Genomic DNA, 17,214 nt, shown 5'->3' with positions numbered 1-17,214 from the left:
ACCAAGCCCCCTTAGAGCAGCACGATGCAAAACTATCAGGTGTAAAACCATAAAATGCAAAAAAGGCCTCATCTTTCGATGAGGCCTTTTTCTAAAGTGGCTCCCCTTGCAAGACTTGAACTTGCGACATACGGATTAACAGTCCGCCGTTCTACCAACTGAACTAAAGGGGAATTATCTGTGTCAACATCAGGTCCTAAGACCATTATTTGTTAAGCACCAAATAATGGTGCCTCGAGGCGGAATCGAACCACCGACACGAGGATTTTCAATCCTCTGCTCTACCGACTGAGCTATCGAGGCAAAAGAATGGTGCCGACTACCGGAGTCGAACTGGTGACCTACTGATTACAAGTCAGTTGCTCTACCTACTGAGCTAAGTCGGCACACTAAATTCTTTATGCTTCTGTTCGTGCTGCAAATCTTTACTAAAAATCGTTGGCACCAACAAATCAAATTGTGGTGCCCGGAGGCGGAATCGAACCACCGACACGAGGATTTTCAATCCTCTGCTCTACCGACTGAGCTATCCGGGCAACGGGGCGCTATTAAACGGATTTTCCGCTCTCCCGTCAACAGGTTTTTTAAAAAAACTTCAAAAAACCGTTTAAGCGCTGCATTTTTCAGCAAAAGTAACTATTAACCCTTTCCTGCGTTAAAATCCTTTTTGAATTTTGTTACTTTTTCTAAGTATCTGCGTGATTCGGAATTTGGATGTTTTTTTGTTAATGCCCAATAAACTTGGTTAGGTTGCAGAGAGTTCAAATCATTCATTGCCCGCTTTCTATCTTTACTGAACGTATTCAGTACTCCACCGGTTCCTCCGTTGTAAGCTGAGATCATGCTGTACTCTAGCGATGTAGGATGACGAACCGCCTTTAGGTAGCGATTTTTAAGGATATAAAAGTAAGCCGTACCCGTATCTATATTCTGCTCAGGATTAAAAAGGTACTCCGGTGATGGCTCACCAGGCTTATTCTTAACCAGTTTAAATACGTCTCGCCCGGCTGTTTTAGGCACCACTTGCATCAAGCCATACGCATTGGCCCAACTTACCGCATAGGGATTAAAGCTACTTTCTGTTTTAATGATGGCGTATATGAGGTCTTCTGGAATGTCATATTTGAGCGATGCGCGCCTAACGATATCGGCATATTGATAACTTCGCTTGCTCGCATGGTCTTTTACCATGGGGATTTCTACGTAGTACGCTTTTTTATAATCGACATTTTTTGTTTTGACTTTATTGGCGATAAGGTAGTCCGCAAAGCGACTCGCGCGCCATGACCATTGCATCGGCTTTTGTTCTTGATCGACAACTTGATTATAGAGAAAAGGCTGCCCCTCAAGCTTAATACTGCGAGACGAGAATAAATCGACACTCGCGGGATCATCTGGGGTAAGCAAAGTCGTCACGATCGCGTTTTTAAGATGCTTTTCTGGTTCGGTCGGGGAAACGGTTTCAATGGTTATTACCCCCTTACTAAAATCCACCTCTGCGCGACTCAGGTAATTATCAATGTACTTAACGTAGTTGCTTTTCCCTGCCACTTTAATCTCACTGCTGCCCCAGCGCTTTTCGATATTGCCATTGAAGCTACCAATTAAAGCATCCATCGCCTTGGTATCTTTAAGGTACTGCCCTGGAAGTTCAGCAAGATTTTTGGCAAAGCGATTGGTCGGCTCATAATTAACATCGTAAATTTTTTCAATAAATTCACGGCTGCAACCCACCAGCAGTATCGGTACCAAGAAGTAAATCAGTTTTTTCATAGTCGCTAATAAAAACACCACGCTAGGTGGTGTTTTCTAATATCCTTATTTCTTATTCTGACGGCGGCGTGTAACCATCAATGACAACGTCTTTCCCTTCAAACAAAAAGTTAACCATTTCTGTTTCAAGCAGCTTTCGATGCTCAGGATCCATCATGTTAAGCTTCTTTTCGTTGATCAACATCGTTTGTTTGGATTGCCACTGCGCCCACGCTTCTTTTGACACATTGTCAAAAATACGTTTGCCTAAATCACCTGGGTAAAGTTGAAAGTCTAACCCTTCGGCATCTTTTTGTAGTCGAGCACAAAAGACCATACGGCTCATAATGTTATCCTTAATTACATTCGTTGTAAGGCGTGGATGAGCTGCTTGACTGGTGCAGCTAAGCCAACCTTATCTGGTTTAGACATGTTATACCAAAGACCTTGCGACGGTTCCATGATCATTGTAGGAAGCTGATTCAAGGTCACGATGATTGGCGTAATATCGAGATGGTAATGACTAAAGGTATGGCGAAAAGCGATATCAGTTTCCGTCGACTGAATCATACCTTCTTCAATGTTCAGTTTATCCAAGGTCTCCGTGATATCAGCAACTTGGCTTTCAGGGAAACAAAAAAGTCCCCCCCAAATCCCAGACTGAGGTCGTTGCGCTAACCACACGTCCTCTTTGTGCTTCAAAATAACAAACCATGTTTCTTTTTCTGGCTTGATCTTCTTCGTTTTTTTGCCAGGAAATTCTAATTGCCTGCCCTGCTTGTTCGCAACACAAAGCGTTGATATTGGACACAACGTACATTTTGGGCGACTGCGCGTGCATACCAGCGCCCCCATATCCATCATGGCCTGATTATACTTGTCGGTCTGTGTTGACGGTGTATGGCTTTCAGCTATCTCCCACAGTACGTTCTCTACTTTTTTCTGCCCTGGCCAACCTTCTACAGCAAAGCTTCTCGCTAAGGTACGCTTTACATTGCCGTCCAAAATAGCATGGGGCAATTTATACACCGACGACAAAACAGCCGCAGCGGTTGAACGCCCAACACCAGGCAAAGCATTCATGGCTTCAAGCGATTTAGGAAATTCGCCCCCATGTTCACTCATCACTATTTGTGCTGCTTTGTGTAGATTACGAGCCCTTGCGTAATAACCAAGTCCAGTCCATAAATGTAGAACCTCATCTTGAGGCGCACACGCTAGCGCTTCGACGGTAGGGAAATGTTGTAAAAAACGTTCAAAATATGGAATAACAGTGGTGACTTGCGTCTGCTGCAACATAATCTCAGATAACCAAACTTTATACGCAGTTTTGTCTTGTTGCCACGGAAGAGACTTTCGTCCGTATTTTTCATACCAGTCTAAAATTGAGCTTGCATAAGGCGTCACATTTCTTCTCTTTTTACTTATAATTTGCGTGAAATTGCACCACACTTATTGAAAGAAGTAAAACACTGGGAATTTCCTGAGTAATAACACTTGCACCTTGGCAAATTCTTTGGATAATTCCCGCTCTGATTATTGATTGAACAGGCAGACCAATGAGTGAAGTGACAACAAATGAATACACAGAAGATGGCAAGCTAGTACGTAAAATACGCAGTTTTGTCCGTCGCGAAGGACGCCTAACAAAAGGGCAAGAAGCCGCGATGGAAGCATGTTGGCCAACAATGGGTATTGATTACCAAGACACTTTACTCGATTGGAATCAAGTATTTGGCAACGATAACCCCGTTATTCTAGAGATTGGGTTTGGCATGGGAGCCTCACTCGTTGAGATGGCAAAAAATGCACCTGAGAAAAACTTCTTTGGTATTGAAGTACACAGCCCAGGTGTTGGCGCTTGTCTGTCTTCAGCGAGAGAAGCCGGTGTAACGAACTTACGTGTTATGTGTCATGACGCCGTTGAAGTTTTCGAAAATATGATTCCAGACAGCAGCCTAACGACGCTGCAGCTGTTTTTTCCAGATCCTTGGCACAAAAAACGTCATCACAAACGTCGCATCGTACAATTAGACTTTGCGGAAATGGTGCGCCAAAAGCTTAAGCTTGAAGAGGGCATTTTCCATATGGCCACCGATTGGGAAAACTACGGTGAACATATGATTGAAATCATGAATCAAGCACCAGGCTACGCCAATACGGCGACGGACGGAGACTTCATCCCAAGACCTGAAGATCGACCACTGACGAAATTTGAGGCTCGCGGCCATCGACTCGGTCACGGTGTTTGGGACATTAAGTTCCGCCGTACGAAGTAACACTACGACCCATTCGAAAGCCAACATTATGTTGGCTTTTTTGTTCCTAGCCCTTTACCTCTCAGGTGTATATGAAACCAACTCAGCAAATATTATCGCAAATCGTCAGCGAAGTTCGCCCTCTTATCGGTCAGGGTAAGGTCGCAGACTACATCCCTGCACTTGCTCGTGTCGCCAATGATAAGATTGGCATCGCTGTATGCACCAATGATGGCGAGATTATTTGCTCAGGGGACGCGGAAGAGGCTTTTTCCATACAATCTATTTCCAAAGCGTTAAGTCTTACCTTGGCGATGATGCTATACAAACCAGAAGAGATTTGGCAACGGGTTGGCAAAGAGCCGTCTGGACAAGCTTTTAATTCTCTAATTCAGCTCGAGATGGAACACGGTATTCCGCGTAATCCGTTCATTAATGCTGGTGCTATTGTGGTCGCCGATCTTTTGCAAAGCCGCTTATCTGCGCCTAAACAGCGCATGCTCGAGTTTGTAAGGCTACTTTCAGGTGACAATCATATTGTCTACGACAAGGTGGTTGCAGCCTCAGAAATGATGCATAGCGATCGTAATGCGGCTATTGCCTATTTGATGCGTTCTTTTGGAAATTTTGAAAATGAAGTGATCCCGGTTCTTAATAACTACTTTCACGCATGCGCATTAAAAATGAGCTGTGTCGACTTAGCAAAAACCTTTAGCTACCTCGCCAATAAAGGTCAATCGGTCCACACAAAGAAACACATTATCACGCCGACACAGACCAAGCAGCTCAATGCTATGTTAGCCACTTGTGGACTGTATGACGGAGCAGGTGAGTTTGCTTATCGAGTAGGTATGCCCGGGAAGTCTGGTGTGGGTGGCGGTATTGTCGCGATAGTTCCAGGCGAGATGACCATCGCGGTATGGTCTCCTGAACTAGATTCATCGGGGAACTCCTTAATCGGCACTCGCGTCTTAGAGATGCTATCTACTCGAATAGGTCGTTCGATCTTTTAGTGACAGCCACCAGCATGACGTGTCTTCAATAACAATAAAGCCAGCAAATATTGCTGGCTTTATTGTTATCTGTTCAATTTATTGGCCGCTTAATATTGCTGGGTAGTGCCATCAAATAGGTGCTGTTGACTATACAACATGTAGCGTTTTCCTTGCTGATACATAGTCTGAAACTCTGGTGAATCACATGTTTGCTCAGTGAGGGTGGTCGTGTTATCGCCAATTTGGTAACACGCTTCTTTCTCCCCAGACGTTGCGTTGATTCTCACCAACTTTTGTTGTGCCGCCCAATAGAATTGATTATTAACCGTAAAATCAGCACCTTGCTGGTAATTCGAAGACAATAAACTTCGGCCAGAGAACCAACTTACTTCACCACCTAACCAATCCATGATCGTTGGCGCGATATCTTTGTGAGAGCCAGCAACATCTAACTCCTGAGGAGCAAGATCTGTATTGATGCCAACCATGAGAAACGGGATTGATACATGACGTAAGTCGCTGCGAGCACCCACCATCGTATGATCAGCAACCAGCACTAGCAATGTCGGTTTTTCTGTTTGTGCTTTCAGTTTCGAGACAAATCGCTCCAAAGATTGATCAGAGTAATTCACGACACTGCGGCGAGTCTCATCGGGGGTTGACTTGCCGAAAGCATAATCCGATTCATTCGGTAAATAGCTATCGTGAGTCGTGCCGGTATTAATGACCATAAATTGAGGCTGTGAGTGGGAAGCCAACTTTTCCAAAGCAAAATCATAGATGCCATCATCCATGTAACCCCAATAATTCTGCTCTTGTCCCACGTCTTCATAATCAAACTTACCAAATGAATCCGTGAATCCCAAAGCTTGAGCAAAAGCACCAACCATCCCTTTACCACTACCTTGAACAAACGTGGTGTGCCAGCCTTGCTCTTTTAATACTTGAGGAAGACACTGGTAAGGCATACTTTCCAAGCGGCTACCAGCAACGCTGCCTCCGACAGGATTAGGTTGAGAGCACATTGTGGTAAAGACACCTTCCACCGTTCGAAAGCCATTCGAATAGAAACTAGTGGTGGTCAATGACTCTTCTCGCAGAGAATCGAAAAAAGGTGTGGTATCAAATTCCGACCCGTAACTTTTCATGTCAACGGCGGTCCAGCTCTCCAACAAGACAACTATCACGTCATGATCAGAAAGCGTTTCTAGCTGGGTCGATGTGGCTCGGTTAAGTTGCTGGCGCAGGTCTTCCATCGCTTCAAGTGACTGCTCAGGCGTCCAACGATGGCCAGATTTATCTTCACCAATAAGAGAATAATAGGTGATGCCATACGGAGCACTCCAAGCAACACGCGCCTGGTTCACATCGCCTATTTTGTAGGCATACATGGGACTTTGTGGTTTATCACTAAACCCACCACGAACCACCGTAACCGTCAATAAAACCCAAACTAAGGCTATTGCAATACTGCTATACCATTTGTTGGCAAAGCGAATAGCGGGAACACAACGAATAACTACATAGCTATAAATCGCCAGCAATACCACTGCAACAAGTATCAAATGACCAAACTGTGTTAAGGCGGTAGTTGCCAGCTCTAGCTCCATTCCTTTGCCAAGATGCAAGTCAACCGTTACATGGCGACTGGCCTGACTCAAATAAATCGTATCCCCCACGGTCGCGAAGATAATCCACGCTCCGCATAGCACTAACCATACTTTATGGCAGAGCTGATGAGCCTTAGAAAACGGTGCGATAGGCAATAACAACAGAAAGCCTAAACAGGACAGCAAAAAGGCAACCGTTAGATCAAATCTCACTCCCCAAACTGTTGCCTTAAAGAACTCTAGTAATGAGGTATTGGTATACGAAAATTCGTACCAGCCAAGAAAGGTAACTTTGGAAATAACCGCCAATAATAGAAATGACAGTAGCACTCTAGCAAGAGAAAGAAACATAACGCACCTAAAAACAATTGATTACAGCATCCATACTGTTAAATTATCCAAGGCGCGTATATTAATAAGCTTTTACACAGTTGTGAAGTAAGTTACTAGATTTCGAAGATCTCTAGCAGATCATTGAGGAATAGCTTCCCTTTCTCTGTTAACTGCCAAGCTTCACCAGTATCGGTAATAAATTGACGCTCTAGCGCTTCAGCAATTGGTTTTTGAATCACATCTAAGCTCAGTCCAGTCCGTGTCACGAAATCTTGCTTAGGGCACGGTTCAAGTAACCTAAAGCGATTCATAAAAAACTCAAAAGGGCGATCTTGTAGAGAAACATCAACTTCGCTATCTAGGTATGGCTTAACCAAATTCAGATACCCTCTTGGATGCTTAACTTTACTCGTACGAAGGATTCTCCCATCAGTAAAGCTTAGCTTGCCATGAGCACCACAACCAATACCAAGGTAGTCACCGAAGCGCCAATAATTTAGGTTATGCTGGCACTGGTAACCACGCTGACTGTACCCTGATATTTCATACTGCTCATAGCCTGCATTCGCGAGCATCTGATGACCTTTTTCAAAAATATCCCACAAGTCATCTTCATCAGGTAGCGTTGGTGGCTTTGAATAAAATAACGTATTCGGCTCAATGGTTAGCTGATACCAAGATAAATGTGGCGGCGCTAAATCAATGGCCTGTTGCAGATCCTCAAGCGCATCGTCGATGGTTTGCTCTGGCAAGCCATGCATTAAATCAAGATTAAAACTGTTTAGTCCTATTTCATGCGCCAACTTGGCGGCGGTTACCGCCTCTTTCTCACCATGAATACGACCTAGTCGTGTCAGCTTTTCTTGCTGAAAACTCTGCACGCCAACAGAGATACGAGTCACCCCAGCGTGCTGATATTCGGCAAAGCGCTCAACTTCTATAGTCCCAGGGTTTGCCTCCATCGTGATTTCTATATCGTCACGAAATGGTAAACGGCGCTGTACCTGCTGTAATAGCTCGGCAATATATTGAGGCTCGATCAAGCTTGGTGTGCCGCCACCAATAAATATGGAATGCAGTGGACGGACATCACTTTGCAGCTGATAGCGCATGATATCTACATCCAGGTCCTCAATGAGTGCTGCCATATACTCCTGCTGAGGAATCCCTCCCTTAAGAGCATGTGAGTTAAAATCACAATAAGGGCACTTTTGCACACACCAAGGTATATGTATGTATAGACTAAGTGGTGGTGGCACTAGCATAACTAAAGTCCCTGCGACTGAATCAGTGAAAACAGCTCACTTAACGCTTTTCCACGATGAGACAACTGCTTCTTCCTTACTGGTTCTAGCTCTGCTGAGGCACAGTTATCTTCAGGGACAAAGAAGATAGGATCATAACCAAAGCCCTGCTCTCCCGCTCTCTCAAATAAAATTCGTCCCTCCCATTTTCCATGGCAAACGATCGGTGTAGGGTCATTAGCATGACGCATTAGTACTAGAACGCAATGAAATCGAGCGGTACGCTTAGATTCTGGCACCTCGGCAAGTTCGGATAAAAGCTTGTCTATATTCGTCGCATCTGTCGCACCCTCACCCGAATAACGAGCAGAGTAAATACCCGGAGCGCCGTTGAGGTAGTCAACTTCAAGGCCGGAATCGTCCGCTATCGCAGCTAAGCCAGTCTCTTTTGCGGCGTGTCTAGCTTTGATAATGGCGTTTTCTATAAACGTTGTGCCAGTTTCTGCAACATCAGAGACATGAAACTCACTTTGCGCGTGCACTTCAAAACCAAAGTCTGCCAGTAAATCGGCCATCTCTCGAACTTTGCCTTGGTTACCCGTCGCCAATACTATTTTTGTACTCATATTGTTCGTCTCTATTTACGCTCCTACCGACCCGTCGGTGAGAAACTATTTTTCTGTATAAAGCTGCTGTGAAAATGAAATCGGCCCACGCCCTTTCATTCCTGCGTCGACATCAATCGTGAACTGATAGCGCTCTTCATTTGTGATACTAAACTGAGCAAGATAGTATATCGCATCGCCTTCTTTGATTTCTTTAAAATCCAGTGTTTTCGTTTGCCCTATTAGATTTTTAGCCTCACCTGTAATCTCTGCCGACATTGCTGGTTTTCCAAGGCTTGCGCGATCTAACACGCTCACATTAACAATCGCAATTGTGTCATTTCTCTTCAGGCCATAGCTTCGCGCGACCTCTGGCGTCAAAAAAGTTGAATTAAATACCACGTAATGTACTTCCGCATCTTTGATCGTTTTATACTGCCCCGCGTACCCCGCAGTTGAAAACACCAGTAAAACCAATAACCATACGTACTTTCTCATCACTATCTCCTTGTAAAAAAAGACCCTCATAAGAGGGCCTGAAATTCATTTGGCGTCAACACGGGAGCAATCACCCTTATCTGCTTATGTCGACCCAATTCACCCTTTTCGATACAAACCTGACTTTTGGCCACTTTACACTGCTTCGCTAAATACTTAATCAAGTGAGCATTCGCTTTGCCATCTACTGGGGGCGCTGTAATCGCGATTTTAAACTCATTGCCATGCAGGCCAACCAGTTTATCACGGCTAGCCTTGGGCTGAATATAAACATGCAGCACTAGATCACACCCATCCCAAGCAACCGCTGACACTATAATTTATACCAAAGTGGACCAACGAAATCGCCCATCAGAAAGTTGGCAAATTGTAAGACGATAAACAACACCAACACGCTCAAGTCAAAGCCGCCCATTGCAGGCAAAATACGACGAATGGGCGCCAACATTGGTTCTGTTAGTTGATGAAAAACGAACTCGATAGGGCTTCGACCTTGGCTCACCCAACTCAAAATAGCACGAATCAATAGCACCCAAAAAAGCAAACCACCTGCCGCTTTTAGCAAGGAAAGTAAACCTAAAAACAAGAAGTCCGGGCTAAAGCTAAAGTTTGCGCCAGCCGCGATTAATACCAAGGCAACATACTTACCAACACATAGTACATAAGCGAATACCACAGTAGCCAAATCAAGCCCACCTATCGATGGAATCACTCGGCGAAGCGGGGCTACAACAGGCTGCGTCGCTTTAACAATAAACTGTGAAAATGGATTATAAAAATCGGCGCGAGAGGCTTGTAGCCAAATGCGCAGAAGCACAACCATGATGTACAAATCGAACAGTGTCGACACCAAAAAACTCATTGCATTCATAAGTAACCTTTACGATTTTGTAAATACGTTAAAATTGTTTTTCCATTTCTTCCGCGCGAGAAATAGCTGCTTGCATCGCTTGAGAGACAATATCTCGAAGACCGCTATCTTCGAAGGTTCTTACCGCCTCTGCTGTTGTTCCACCTTTTGATGTGACCTGCTGCCTTAAAGTGGCAAGATCTGTATCGGGGTTACAGCATACCATCTTAGCGGCCCCATACGCGGTTTGTTGTACCAGCAAACGGGCTGTTGCTTCATCCATTCCATTGCGCATGGCCTCTTGCTGAATCGCCTCCATAAAGAGAAAGAAGTACGCTGGTGCACTACCCGCAGCTGCAATCACGTCGTTAATAGCCGATTCTTTCTCTACCCAGCATACCTTGCCTACCGCTTCCATTAAGTCAGTAGCAAATTGCTTATCTAGAGAGAGTATTGCCTCATTCGCATACAAGCCACTCATTCCCTCCCCTAAAAGAGAAGGCGTGTTAGGCATAACACGTACTAAATTGAGTTCTGTAGCAAACATTTCCTCAAGGCGTTGAATAGAAATCCCCGCCGCAATGGAGACGACGAGCTTACTATTAAAATCAACCCCAACGAAGCCACGAACGACCGTTGCCATCAATTGTGGTTTTACTGCTAAAACAATCACATCAGCTTGCTCTGCCGCTTGAAGGTTATCATGAGTTGTCATGACACCGTATTCATTCGCTAGAGCAATTAACTTCTCTTTACTTGGGTTCGTCGCTGTGATTTTCGTAGGTTCATAACCACTGGCAACCAGCCCCGCAATAATTGAGCGCGTCATGTTTCCTGCGCCAATAAAAGCAATCTTTCTTTGTTCCATTAAAGATATTCCTAAACAAAGAGGCAACATAAGCGCCTCTAAACAATAATTATTGCTGTCCGTAATCTCGAGCACCAAAGATCGCTGTTCCGATACGAACCATTGTGCTTCCAGCTGCAATAGCAGCGTCCATGTCACCACTCATTCCCATGGAAAGCGTGTCAATATTGGCATACTGCGCCGCCAGTTTATTATTCACTTCTCGCAATACCATAAAAGCTTGAAGCTGCTCTTCATATCCAGAGACATTAGCCGGAATAGACATCACCCCTCTAAGCACCAAATTGGGCAAGTCATCAATGACTTCTGCCAGTTCAAATACCTGATCAATTTGAGCTCCTGACTTTGTCGCTTCCTCGCTCGTGTTCACCTGTATGAGCACTTGTAATGGTCCCATACTCGATGGTCTTTGATCATTTAGACGCTGAGCTGTTTTAGCACGATCAATAGTGTGGACCCAATCAAAGTGCTCCGCGACTACACGAGTTTTATTCGATTGAATAGGCCCTATAAAGTGCCATTCAAGATCAAATTCAGGGTGGTTATCGTTAAAGAACGCGACCTTAGATACGCCTTCTTGAACGTAATTCTCACCAAATTGTCGCTGTCCTGCCAAGGCGGCCTGAATGATCGCTTCGTTAGGTTTCGTCTTACTAACAGCAAGCAATTGCACCCCACCTTGCACTCTCCCGCAATTTTGTTCTGCACGAGCTATCTGGGTGGTGATTAGTTCTATATTTTGTTGAATACTGGTCATAGGTTACAAATCATAAGGAAATTAAATGGATATCACCGAGTTGCTAGACTTTAGTGTAAAGCATAATGCTTCAGATCTACACCTTTCCGCAGGCGTACCACCAATGGTACGAATTGACGGAGAAGTAAGAAAACTTGGTATCCCGGCTCTCGATCACTCTGCTGTACACAAGTTAATCTTTGATATCATGAATGACAAGCAAAGAAATGATTATGAGTCCCGACTTGAAACCGATTTTTCTTTTGATATCCCCAATGTCGGCCGATTCAGGATCAATGCATTTAATCAATCCCGAGGATGCTCCGCTGTATTTAGAACTATCCCCACAACAACACCAACTCTAGTACAACTTGGCGCCCCGGATATTTTAACCGATATCGCAAACATTGAACGAGGCCTCATTCTGGTGACTGGCCCGACAGGCTCAGGAAAATCAACAACACTGGCAGCTATGGTTGATCACATCAACCAAAGCAAAAATAAGCATATTCTGACTATCGAAGATCCTATTGAGTTTGTTCACCAAAATAAGAAATGCTTAATAAACCAAAGAGAAGTTCATCGCGACACGCACAGTTTCCAAAACGCACTACGATCTGCTTTGCGTGAAGATCCTGATGTTATTGTTGTCGGAGAACTTCGCGATCAAGAAACGATCAGCCTTGCTCTGACCGCTGCAGAAACTGGACACTTAGTCTTTGGAACGTTACACACCGTTTCTGCGGCTAAAACCATCGACCGTATCATTGATGTATTTCCTGGTAACGACAAAAATATGGCTCGCTCGATGTTATCAGAATCACTACGAGCGGTTATCTCACAGCAACTTCTAAAGCGCACAAATGGCGGCCGCGTCGCATGCCACGAAATCATGACTGCAACTCCTGCAATTCGAAATTTAATTAGGGAAGATAAAGTGGCACAGATGTACTCAATGATACAAACAGGCGCCGCTCATGGAATGCAAACGCTAGAACAACATAGTAGACAATTACTTTCTCAAGGTATTGTTGAACTCGAAGAAGTGAATAAACAGGTCACCCAACATAACTCGATGTTTCATTAGGACCAGTAATGAACAATATTGATGCCATCCTCGATCAAATGTTGACACTCAATGCATCGGATCTCTACCTCACTACTGGTGCCCCTATACTCTATCGAGTTGATGGGGATTTAAAGGCAATAGGTGATAACTTATCGAATGCCGAGGTTGCTACACTTCTAAAATTGATGATGGATGACGCAAAATATAGCGCCTACCTCGCAAGCAAAGAATCTAACTTCGCCATTGTTCGAACTACCGGTCGATTTCGAGTCAGTGCCTTTTTTCAAAGAGAACTACAAGGTGCTGTGATAAGAAGAATAGAAACCCGTATTCCCACCTTTAAGGAACTTTCTCTTCCAGACGTACTACAAACCCTCTCAATAGCAAAAAGAGGCCTTGTCCTAATTGTTGGTGCAACCGGTTCAGGTAAATCCACAACAATGGCGGCAATGACAGGATATCGAAACCAACACCGAACAGGGCATATCCTCACGGTAGAAGACCCGATAGAGTTTGTTCATGAACATCAAAAGTGTATTGTGACTCAGCGAGAAGTGGGCCTCGATACTGAGAGCTATGCTGTGGCACTGAAAAATTCACTTCGGCAAGCACCTGATATGGTTTTAATCGGCGAAATCAGAACAAGAGAAACAATGAAGTATGCGATGTCCTTTGCAGAAACCGGACACCTTTGTATGGCAACACTGCATGCTAACAACGCCAGTCAAGCGATCGAACGTATTCTTCACCTTGTACCAAAAGAACAAAAAGAGCAGTTTCTTTTCGACTTAAGTTCAAATCTCAAAGGTATTATTGGACAGCAACTCATTAGGGATAAACAAGGCAGAGGTCGTCATGGTGTATTCGAGATACTACTAAATAGCCCAAGAGTTTCTGAACTGCTCCGTAAAGGAGAGCTTGGCGAAATTAAAGTAGCTATGAGTAAATCTCGAGAGGTTGGAATGCAAACTTTTGACCAAGCACTCTTCGACTTAGTAAACGCAGGTAGTATCAACGAAGAGGACGCGCTACACAGTGCCGACTCATCCAATAACCTCCGTTTAATGCTAAAGCTAGCAAACTCAGAAACATCTTCTAAGTCGGAACTATCGAAAATAAAAATAGACATGAGCTAGAAAAAAGTGCCCATTTTACTGCCTTCTGAACTCGTGAATAGAGGCGTTTAACTGGAAGATAACTTACTCTTTAAAAAAGCAAAAAGGCCTCATCTTTCGATGAGGCCTTTTCTTAAAGTGGCTCCCCTTGCAAGACTTGAACTTGCGACATACGGATTAACAGTCCGCCGTTCTACCAACTGAACTAAAGGGGAATTACTAGTTATACTCGAGTAAAGAGTGGTGCCGACTACCGGAGTCGAACTGGTGACCTACTGATTACAAGTCAGTTGCTCTACCTACTGAGCTAAGTCGGCACGTAAAAACAAGCTAAGCTTATTTTTTAAAAGTGGCTCCCCCTGCAAGACTTGAACTTGCGACATACGGATTAACAGTCCGCCGTTCTACCAACTGAACTAAGGGGGAATTACTATATGTTGTAAAGAATGGTGCCGACTACCGGAGTCGAACTGGTGACCTACTGATTACAAGTCAGTTGCTCTACCTACTGAGCTAAGTCGGCGCACTTATCTTTACTTATTGACGCTTGTTTTACTAAGCACCAACAATTTTAAATCGTGGTGCCCGGAGGCGGAATCGAACCACCGACACGAGGATTTTCAATCCTCTGCTCTACCGACTGAGCTATCCGGGCAACGAGGTGTATTAAACGGCTTTTCGACCTTAACGTCAACACTAAATTGCAAAAAAAATATCGTTTGTCGATTTTCTATACTTAGCGTTCTATTTTTATGCATTTTGCGCCCACAATTAAGCCCTGTGGGCATACAGGGCTTAAGTTAAACCATAATTCCTTCCGCAAACCCTTTACTTAATTCCGGCATTAACTGAAGAAAATCGCTGTTTTTAACTCGATAACTTAACCGTTTTTGACTTCAAACTGATTCATTTTTTCAGTTAACTCTCCAGACAGTAGACCAAGAGAACGAGTCGCAGCTCTTGTTTGTTCAACTACCCCCCTTAATTCGCCGCCACTTTGCTCTATTAAATTAATTCTTACCGATATGTCATCGCTCACTTCAGTCTGCTCTGCCGCCGCCGTTGCTATCTGATGACTCATTTCAGAGATTTTTTCTAAGCTTACCACTACGTCATGTAGGGCTCGAGAGGCAGTTTGAGACTCTTCTACCGTTGCTTGACTGGTTTCCGTACAACTTTGAATACTTTGAATCGCTTTTTTTGAGCCCGATTGAAGGTTCGAGATCATATCTTGAATCTCTTTCGTGCTGCTCTGTGTTCTTCCTGCCAAGCTTCTTACTTCATCGGCAACAACCGCAAAACCTCGACCTTGCTCGCCAGCACGAGCGGCCTCAATCGCAGCATTCAAAGCCAGTAGATTCGTTTGCTCAGCAATATCACCAATAACCTCCAAAACACGTGCAATATTATTTACATCACTATCAAGCTCTGAGACCGCAGTATTCGCCCCATCTAATTGATGAGCTAGACCTTCGATATTTGAAAGGGCTGAAGAAATAAGCGAACTAACATGCTGGCTCTGCTTATCAGCTTCATCCGTGCTCAACGCGGTATCCGTAGCAGACTTTGCCACATGACTTGCCGATGAAGCCATTTCCGTCATGGCGGTGGCAATCATCTCAGTGCTCTGTTGCTGGGTTTGCGTGAGTGTCGCAATAGATAGTGCTCTCTTATCTGTTTCAGAAAGCTGAGAACCAATAGAGCCGGTAACCTTTTCAATACTAGAAAGAAGTGCTGCTAGAGAATAATTCATCTGCTGAACAGAATGGTAAATACTGCCGGTTTGCGCTTTATTATCAAATTTAGTTTCAATTTTTCCCGACGCGACACTTTGAACAGCGTGCAGCACATCCGCAGGTTCTCCTCCTAATATCGCCAATATCTTCCGAAGTGAAATAAGTAAAATTGACAATATAATCGCCATGATCAGTACGCATAGCCCTAGTTGCCACTGCGCTGTCGACCAGAAGCGTTGATTAACTTCATTGAAGCCTATGCCAGTACCAACAACCCACTGCCACTTCGGCGTTCTCTCTGCGATAGATAGCTTATTTTCAATTTCGCCATTAGGGAGTCTCTGAGACCACTCATATTCAATTAGATGATCCTTTCGATTACCTAGTTCTTTAACAATAATCTCACCGACACTTCTACCGGAGCTATCTTTAAAATCGTGAAAGCTAGTCCCGTGTAACTGAGGGTCTAAAGGCGCAGCTATGAAAGTCATATTTTCATCGGCGACATAAACATACTCATTATCTTTATAGATGTTGTTACGAAGCACCCTGGTCGCAATCATTTTAGCGTCATTAGTACTCAGTACCCCTTCTTCAGCGAGTTTTTCTAGCTGAACAATCGTTGAATATGTACTGGTGAATATTTCCGTCACTCGCATCTTGTTATCATTACTACTCGCTAGACGTAAAGCCCAAAGACCCGTAATGGTCACTGCCACCATGGCAAATAGGATTATTAATGATAAAAAATAAGTTTGTGTTTTTAGCTTCATAAACAGCTCTAAGTTATATCGCATAGGATTTCATAAGTAATTCGACATATTAGTCAGCCCTTTTCAAATAGAAAGCAGTTTATTGCGAAACTATGACTGCGATTAAATTCACGAAGAAAAATATGTTTTCAATTAAACTTTTCGCTGGTTTGGTCGAGTGGCATGAGAACCCCATTCAAATTAAACGTCATCTGGTTCTGCATATAGCTACGAGCGTTCTCAAATCAACAGTTCCCCTATTTGAGGGGATCTCTACCAAGGAGGGTATAGTCGTAGGGTAATAAGCTATTTAAGCCCCTTACGGGCACTAATCCTTATTACTCCACACATGACTTGTATGTGTGGAATAAATTTTGATAAATGCGTACTCTTCGATGAGAAGGTCGAATTTAGGACTTAGTAATAAGTGGCCTAACCAACCACCTACCTGGCTAAAAGGGAAAGTAACTGCCCCGTCACTGACAATTTTCTTCAAACGTAAAAAAGCCTCAGTCTTTCGACTGAGGCTTAGTATAAATGGCGGAGTGGACGGGACTCGAACCCGCGACCCCCGGCGTGACAGGCCGGTATTCTAACCAACTGAACTACCACTCCGCAGTGGCTTACTCGCTATTGCAAGTGTCCATAAATTAAAGCCTGGCGATGTCCTACTCTCACATGGGGAAACCCCACACTACCATCGGCGCTACTGCGTTTCACTTCTGAGTTCGGCATGGGATCAGGTGGGTCCGCAACGCTATGGTCGCCAAGCAAATTCTTCAGCAAATTCTTC

General features: G+C 44.2%; 16 protein-coding genes, 10 tRNA genes and 1 rRNA gene. 4 read left to right on the top strand and 23 right to left on the bottom strand.

All coding sequences use genetic code 11. From position 1 onward, the window contains the following. Positions 1-97: 97 nt before the first annotated feature. The 7 genes from L4D74_RS00675 to mutY all read right to left on the bottom strand — a co-directional run bounded on the left by L4D74_RS00675 (position 98) and on the right by mutY (position 3,159). Positions 98-173 (bottom strand) — tRNA-Asn (locus L4D74_RS00675). 54 nt (positions 174-227) lie between these two features. Beyond that, positions 228-303 (bottom strand) — tRNA-Phe (locus tag L4D74_RS00670). Positions 304-310: 7 nt separating this feature from the next. Then, positions 311-386, bottom strand: a tRNA-Thr gene (locus L4D74_RS00665). 74 nt (positions 387-460) lie between these two features. Further along, positions 461-536 (bottom strand) — tRNA-Phe (locus tag L4D74_RS00660). 103 nt (positions 537-639) lie between these two features. Next, on the bottom strand, positions 640-1,773 hold the full coding sequence (gene mltC, locus L4D74_RS00655; RefSeq protein ID WP_428750279.1) for a membrane-bound lytic murein transglycosylase MltC: 1,134 nt from the start codon (positions 1,771-1,773) through the stop codon (positions 640-642). Between the two features lie 52 nt (positions 1,774-1,825). Beyond that, the gene (locus tag L4D74_RS00650; protein WP_250615898.1) at positions 1,826-2,098 is read right to left on the bottom strand and encodes an oxidative damage protection protein; all 273 of its coding nucleotides are present in this window, start codon (positions 2,096-2,098) and stop codon (positions 1,826-1,828) included. Positions 2,099-2,112: 14 nt separating this feature from the next. Beyond that, positions 2,113-3,159, bottom strand: coding sequence for an A/G-specific adenine glycosylase (gene mutY / locus L4D74_RS00645; RefSeq protein ID WP_428750278.1), 1,047 nt, complete (start codon positions 3,157-3,159; stop codon positions 2,113-2,115). A 152-nt stretch (positions 3,160-3,311) separates the two neighbouring features. On the opposite strand from mutY, the gene trmB reads away from it, so the two are divergent. Next, the gene (gene trmB, locus L4D74_RS00640; protein WP_265676359.1) at positions 3,312-4,031 is read left to right on the top strand and encodes a tRNA (guanosine(46)-N7)-methyltransferase TrmB; all 720 of its coding nucleotides are present in this window, start codon (positions 3,312-3,314) and stop codon (positions 4,029-4,031) included. Between the two features lie 71 nt (positions 4,032-4,102). Next, complete coding sequence (gene glsB / locus L4D74_RS00635; RefSeq protein WP_265676360.1) at positions 4,103-5,023, top strand: glutaminase B; 921 nt, start codon at positions 4,103-4,105, stop codon at positions 5,021-5,023. A gap of 89 nt (positions 5,024-5,112) precedes the next feature. On the opposite strand, the gene L4D74_RS00630 is transcribed toward glsB, so the two are convergent. The 8 genes from L4D74_RS00630 to L4D74_RS00595 all read right to left on the bottom strand — a co-directional run bounded on the left by L4D74_RS00630 (position 5,113) and on the right by L4D74_RS00595 (position 11,770). Continuing rightward, complete coding sequence (locus L4D74_RS00630) at positions 5,113-6,966, bottom strand: LTA synthase family protein (protein ID WP_428750277.1); 1,854 nt, start codon at positions 6,964-6,966, stop codon at positions 5,113-5,115. Positions 6,967-7,061: 95 nt separating this feature from the next. Beyond that, the gene (hemW, locus tag L4D74_RS00625) at positions 7,062-8,213 is read right to left on the bottom strand and encodes a radical SAM family heme chaperone HemW (RefSeq protein ID WP_428750276.1); all 1,152 of its coding nucleotides are present in this window, start codon (positions 8,211-8,213) and stop codon (positions 7,062-7,064) included. Between the two features lie 2 nt (positions 8,214-8,215). Continuing rightward, positions 8,216-8,818 (bottom strand): XTP/dITP diphosphatase, encoded by a 603-nt coding sequence (locus tag L4D74_RS00620; protein ID WP_428750275.1) that lies wholly within the window; start codon positions 8,816-8,818, stop codon positions 8,216-8,218. A 45-nt stretch (positions 8,819-8,863) separates the two neighbouring features. Next, positions 8,864-9,295: a DUF4426 domain-containing protein gene (locus L4D74_RS00615; RefSeq protein ID WP_428750274.1), complete on the bottom strand. Its 432-nt coding sequence runs from the start codon at positions 9,293-9,295 to the stop codon at positions 8,864-8,866. A 26-nt stretch (positions 9,296-9,321) separates the two neighbouring features. Next, positions 9,322-9,609, bottom strand: a complete 288-nt coding sequence (gene yggU, locus L4D74_RS00610) for a DUF167 family protein YggU (RefSeq protein ID WP_428750273.1) — start codon at positions 9,607-9,609, stop codon at positions 9,322-9,324. Further along, the gene (locus L4D74_RS00605) at positions 9,609-10,166 is read right to left on the bottom strand and encodes a YggT family protein (protein WP_428750272.1); all 558 of its coding nucleotides are present in this window, start codon (positions 10,164-10,166) and stop codon (positions 9,609-9,611) included. The genes yggU and L4D74_RS00605 overlap by 1 nt, the downstream gene beginning before the upstream one ends. A gap of 28 nt (positions 10,167-10,194) precedes the next feature. After that, entirely contained in the window at positions 10,195-11,013 is an 819-nt protein-coding gene (gene proC, locus L4D74_RS00600) for a pyrroline-5-carboxylate reductase (RefSeq protein WP_265676366.1), read from the bottom strand. A gap of 49 nt (positions 11,014-11,062) precedes the next feature. Further along, the gene (locus L4D74_RS00595) at positions 11,063-11,770 is read right to left on the bottom strand and encodes a YggS family pyridoxal phosphate-dependent enzyme (RefSeq protein WP_428750271.1); all 708 of its coding nucleotides are present in this window, start codon (positions 11,768-11,770) and stop codon (positions 11,063-11,065) included. Positions 11,771-11,795: 25 nt separating this feature from the next. Here L4D74_RS00595 and L4D74_RS00590 point away from each other — a divergent pair, with 25 nt between their 5' ends. Both L4D74_RS00590 and L4D74_RS00585 read left to right on the top strand, forming a co-directional pair. Next, entirely contained in the window at positions 11,796-12,836 is a 1,041-nt protein-coding gene (locus L4D74_RS00590) for a type IV pilus twitching motility protein PilT (RefSeq protein WP_428750270.1), read from the top strand. 8 nt (positions 12,837-12,844) lie between these two features. Beyond that, positions 12,845-13,954: a PilT/PilU family type 4a pilus ATPase gene (locus L4D74_RS00585; protein WP_428750269.1), complete on the top strand. Its 1,110-nt coding sequence runs from the start codon at positions 12,845-12,847 to the stop codon at positions 13,952-13,954. A 118-nt stretch (positions 13,955-14,072) separates the two neighbouring features. Here L4D74_RS00585 and L4D74_RS00580 read toward each other — a convergent pair. From L4D74_RS00580 to rrf, 8 genes are all read right to left on the bottom strand, one after another. Continuing rightward, positions 14,073-14,148: transfer RNA gene (locus L4D74_RS00580), tRNA-Asn, on the bottom strand. Positions 14,149-14,174: 26 nt separating this feature from the next. Beyond that, positions 14,175-14,250 (bottom strand) — tRNA-Thr (locus tag L4D74_RS00575). Positions 14,251-14,283: 33 nt separating this feature from the next. Then, positions 14,284-14,359: transfer RNA gene (locus tag L4D74_RS00570), tRNA-Asn, on the bottom strand. Positions 14,360-14,380: 21 nt separating this feature from the next. Beyond that, a tRNA-Thr gene (locus tag L4D74_RS00565) sits at positions 14,381-14,456 on the bottom strand. Between the two features lie 56 nt (positions 14,457-14,512). Further along, positions 14,513-14,588 (bottom strand) — tRNA-Phe (locus tag L4D74_RS00560). A 225-nt stretch (positions 14,589-14,813) separates the two neighbouring features. Continuing rightward, on the bottom strand, positions 14,814-16,442 hold the full coding sequence (locus L4D74_RS00555; protein WP_428750268.1) for a methyl-accepting chemotaxis protein: 1,629 nt from the start codon (positions 16,440-16,442) through the stop codon (positions 14,814-14,816). 517 nt (positions 16,443-16,959) lie between these two features. Then, a tRNA-Asp gene (locus tag L4D74_RS00550) sits at positions 16,960-17,036 on the bottom strand. Between the two features lie 40 nt (positions 17,037-17,076). Beyond that, a 5S ribosomal RNA gene (gene rrf / locus L4D74_RS00545) occupies positions 17,077-17,192 on the bottom strand. Positions 17,193-17,214: the final 22 nt, after the last annotated feature.

Source organism: Vibrio cionasavignyae (assembly GCF_050337155.1).
In the GTDB taxonomy this organism is placed as follows: Bacteria; Pseudomonadota; Gammaproteobacteria; order Enterobacterales; family Vibrionaceae; genus Vibrio; species Vibrio nomapromontoriensis.
Note: the sequence above shows the minus strand (reverse complement) of the source record. Positions and strands in the feature narration are given on the sequence as shown.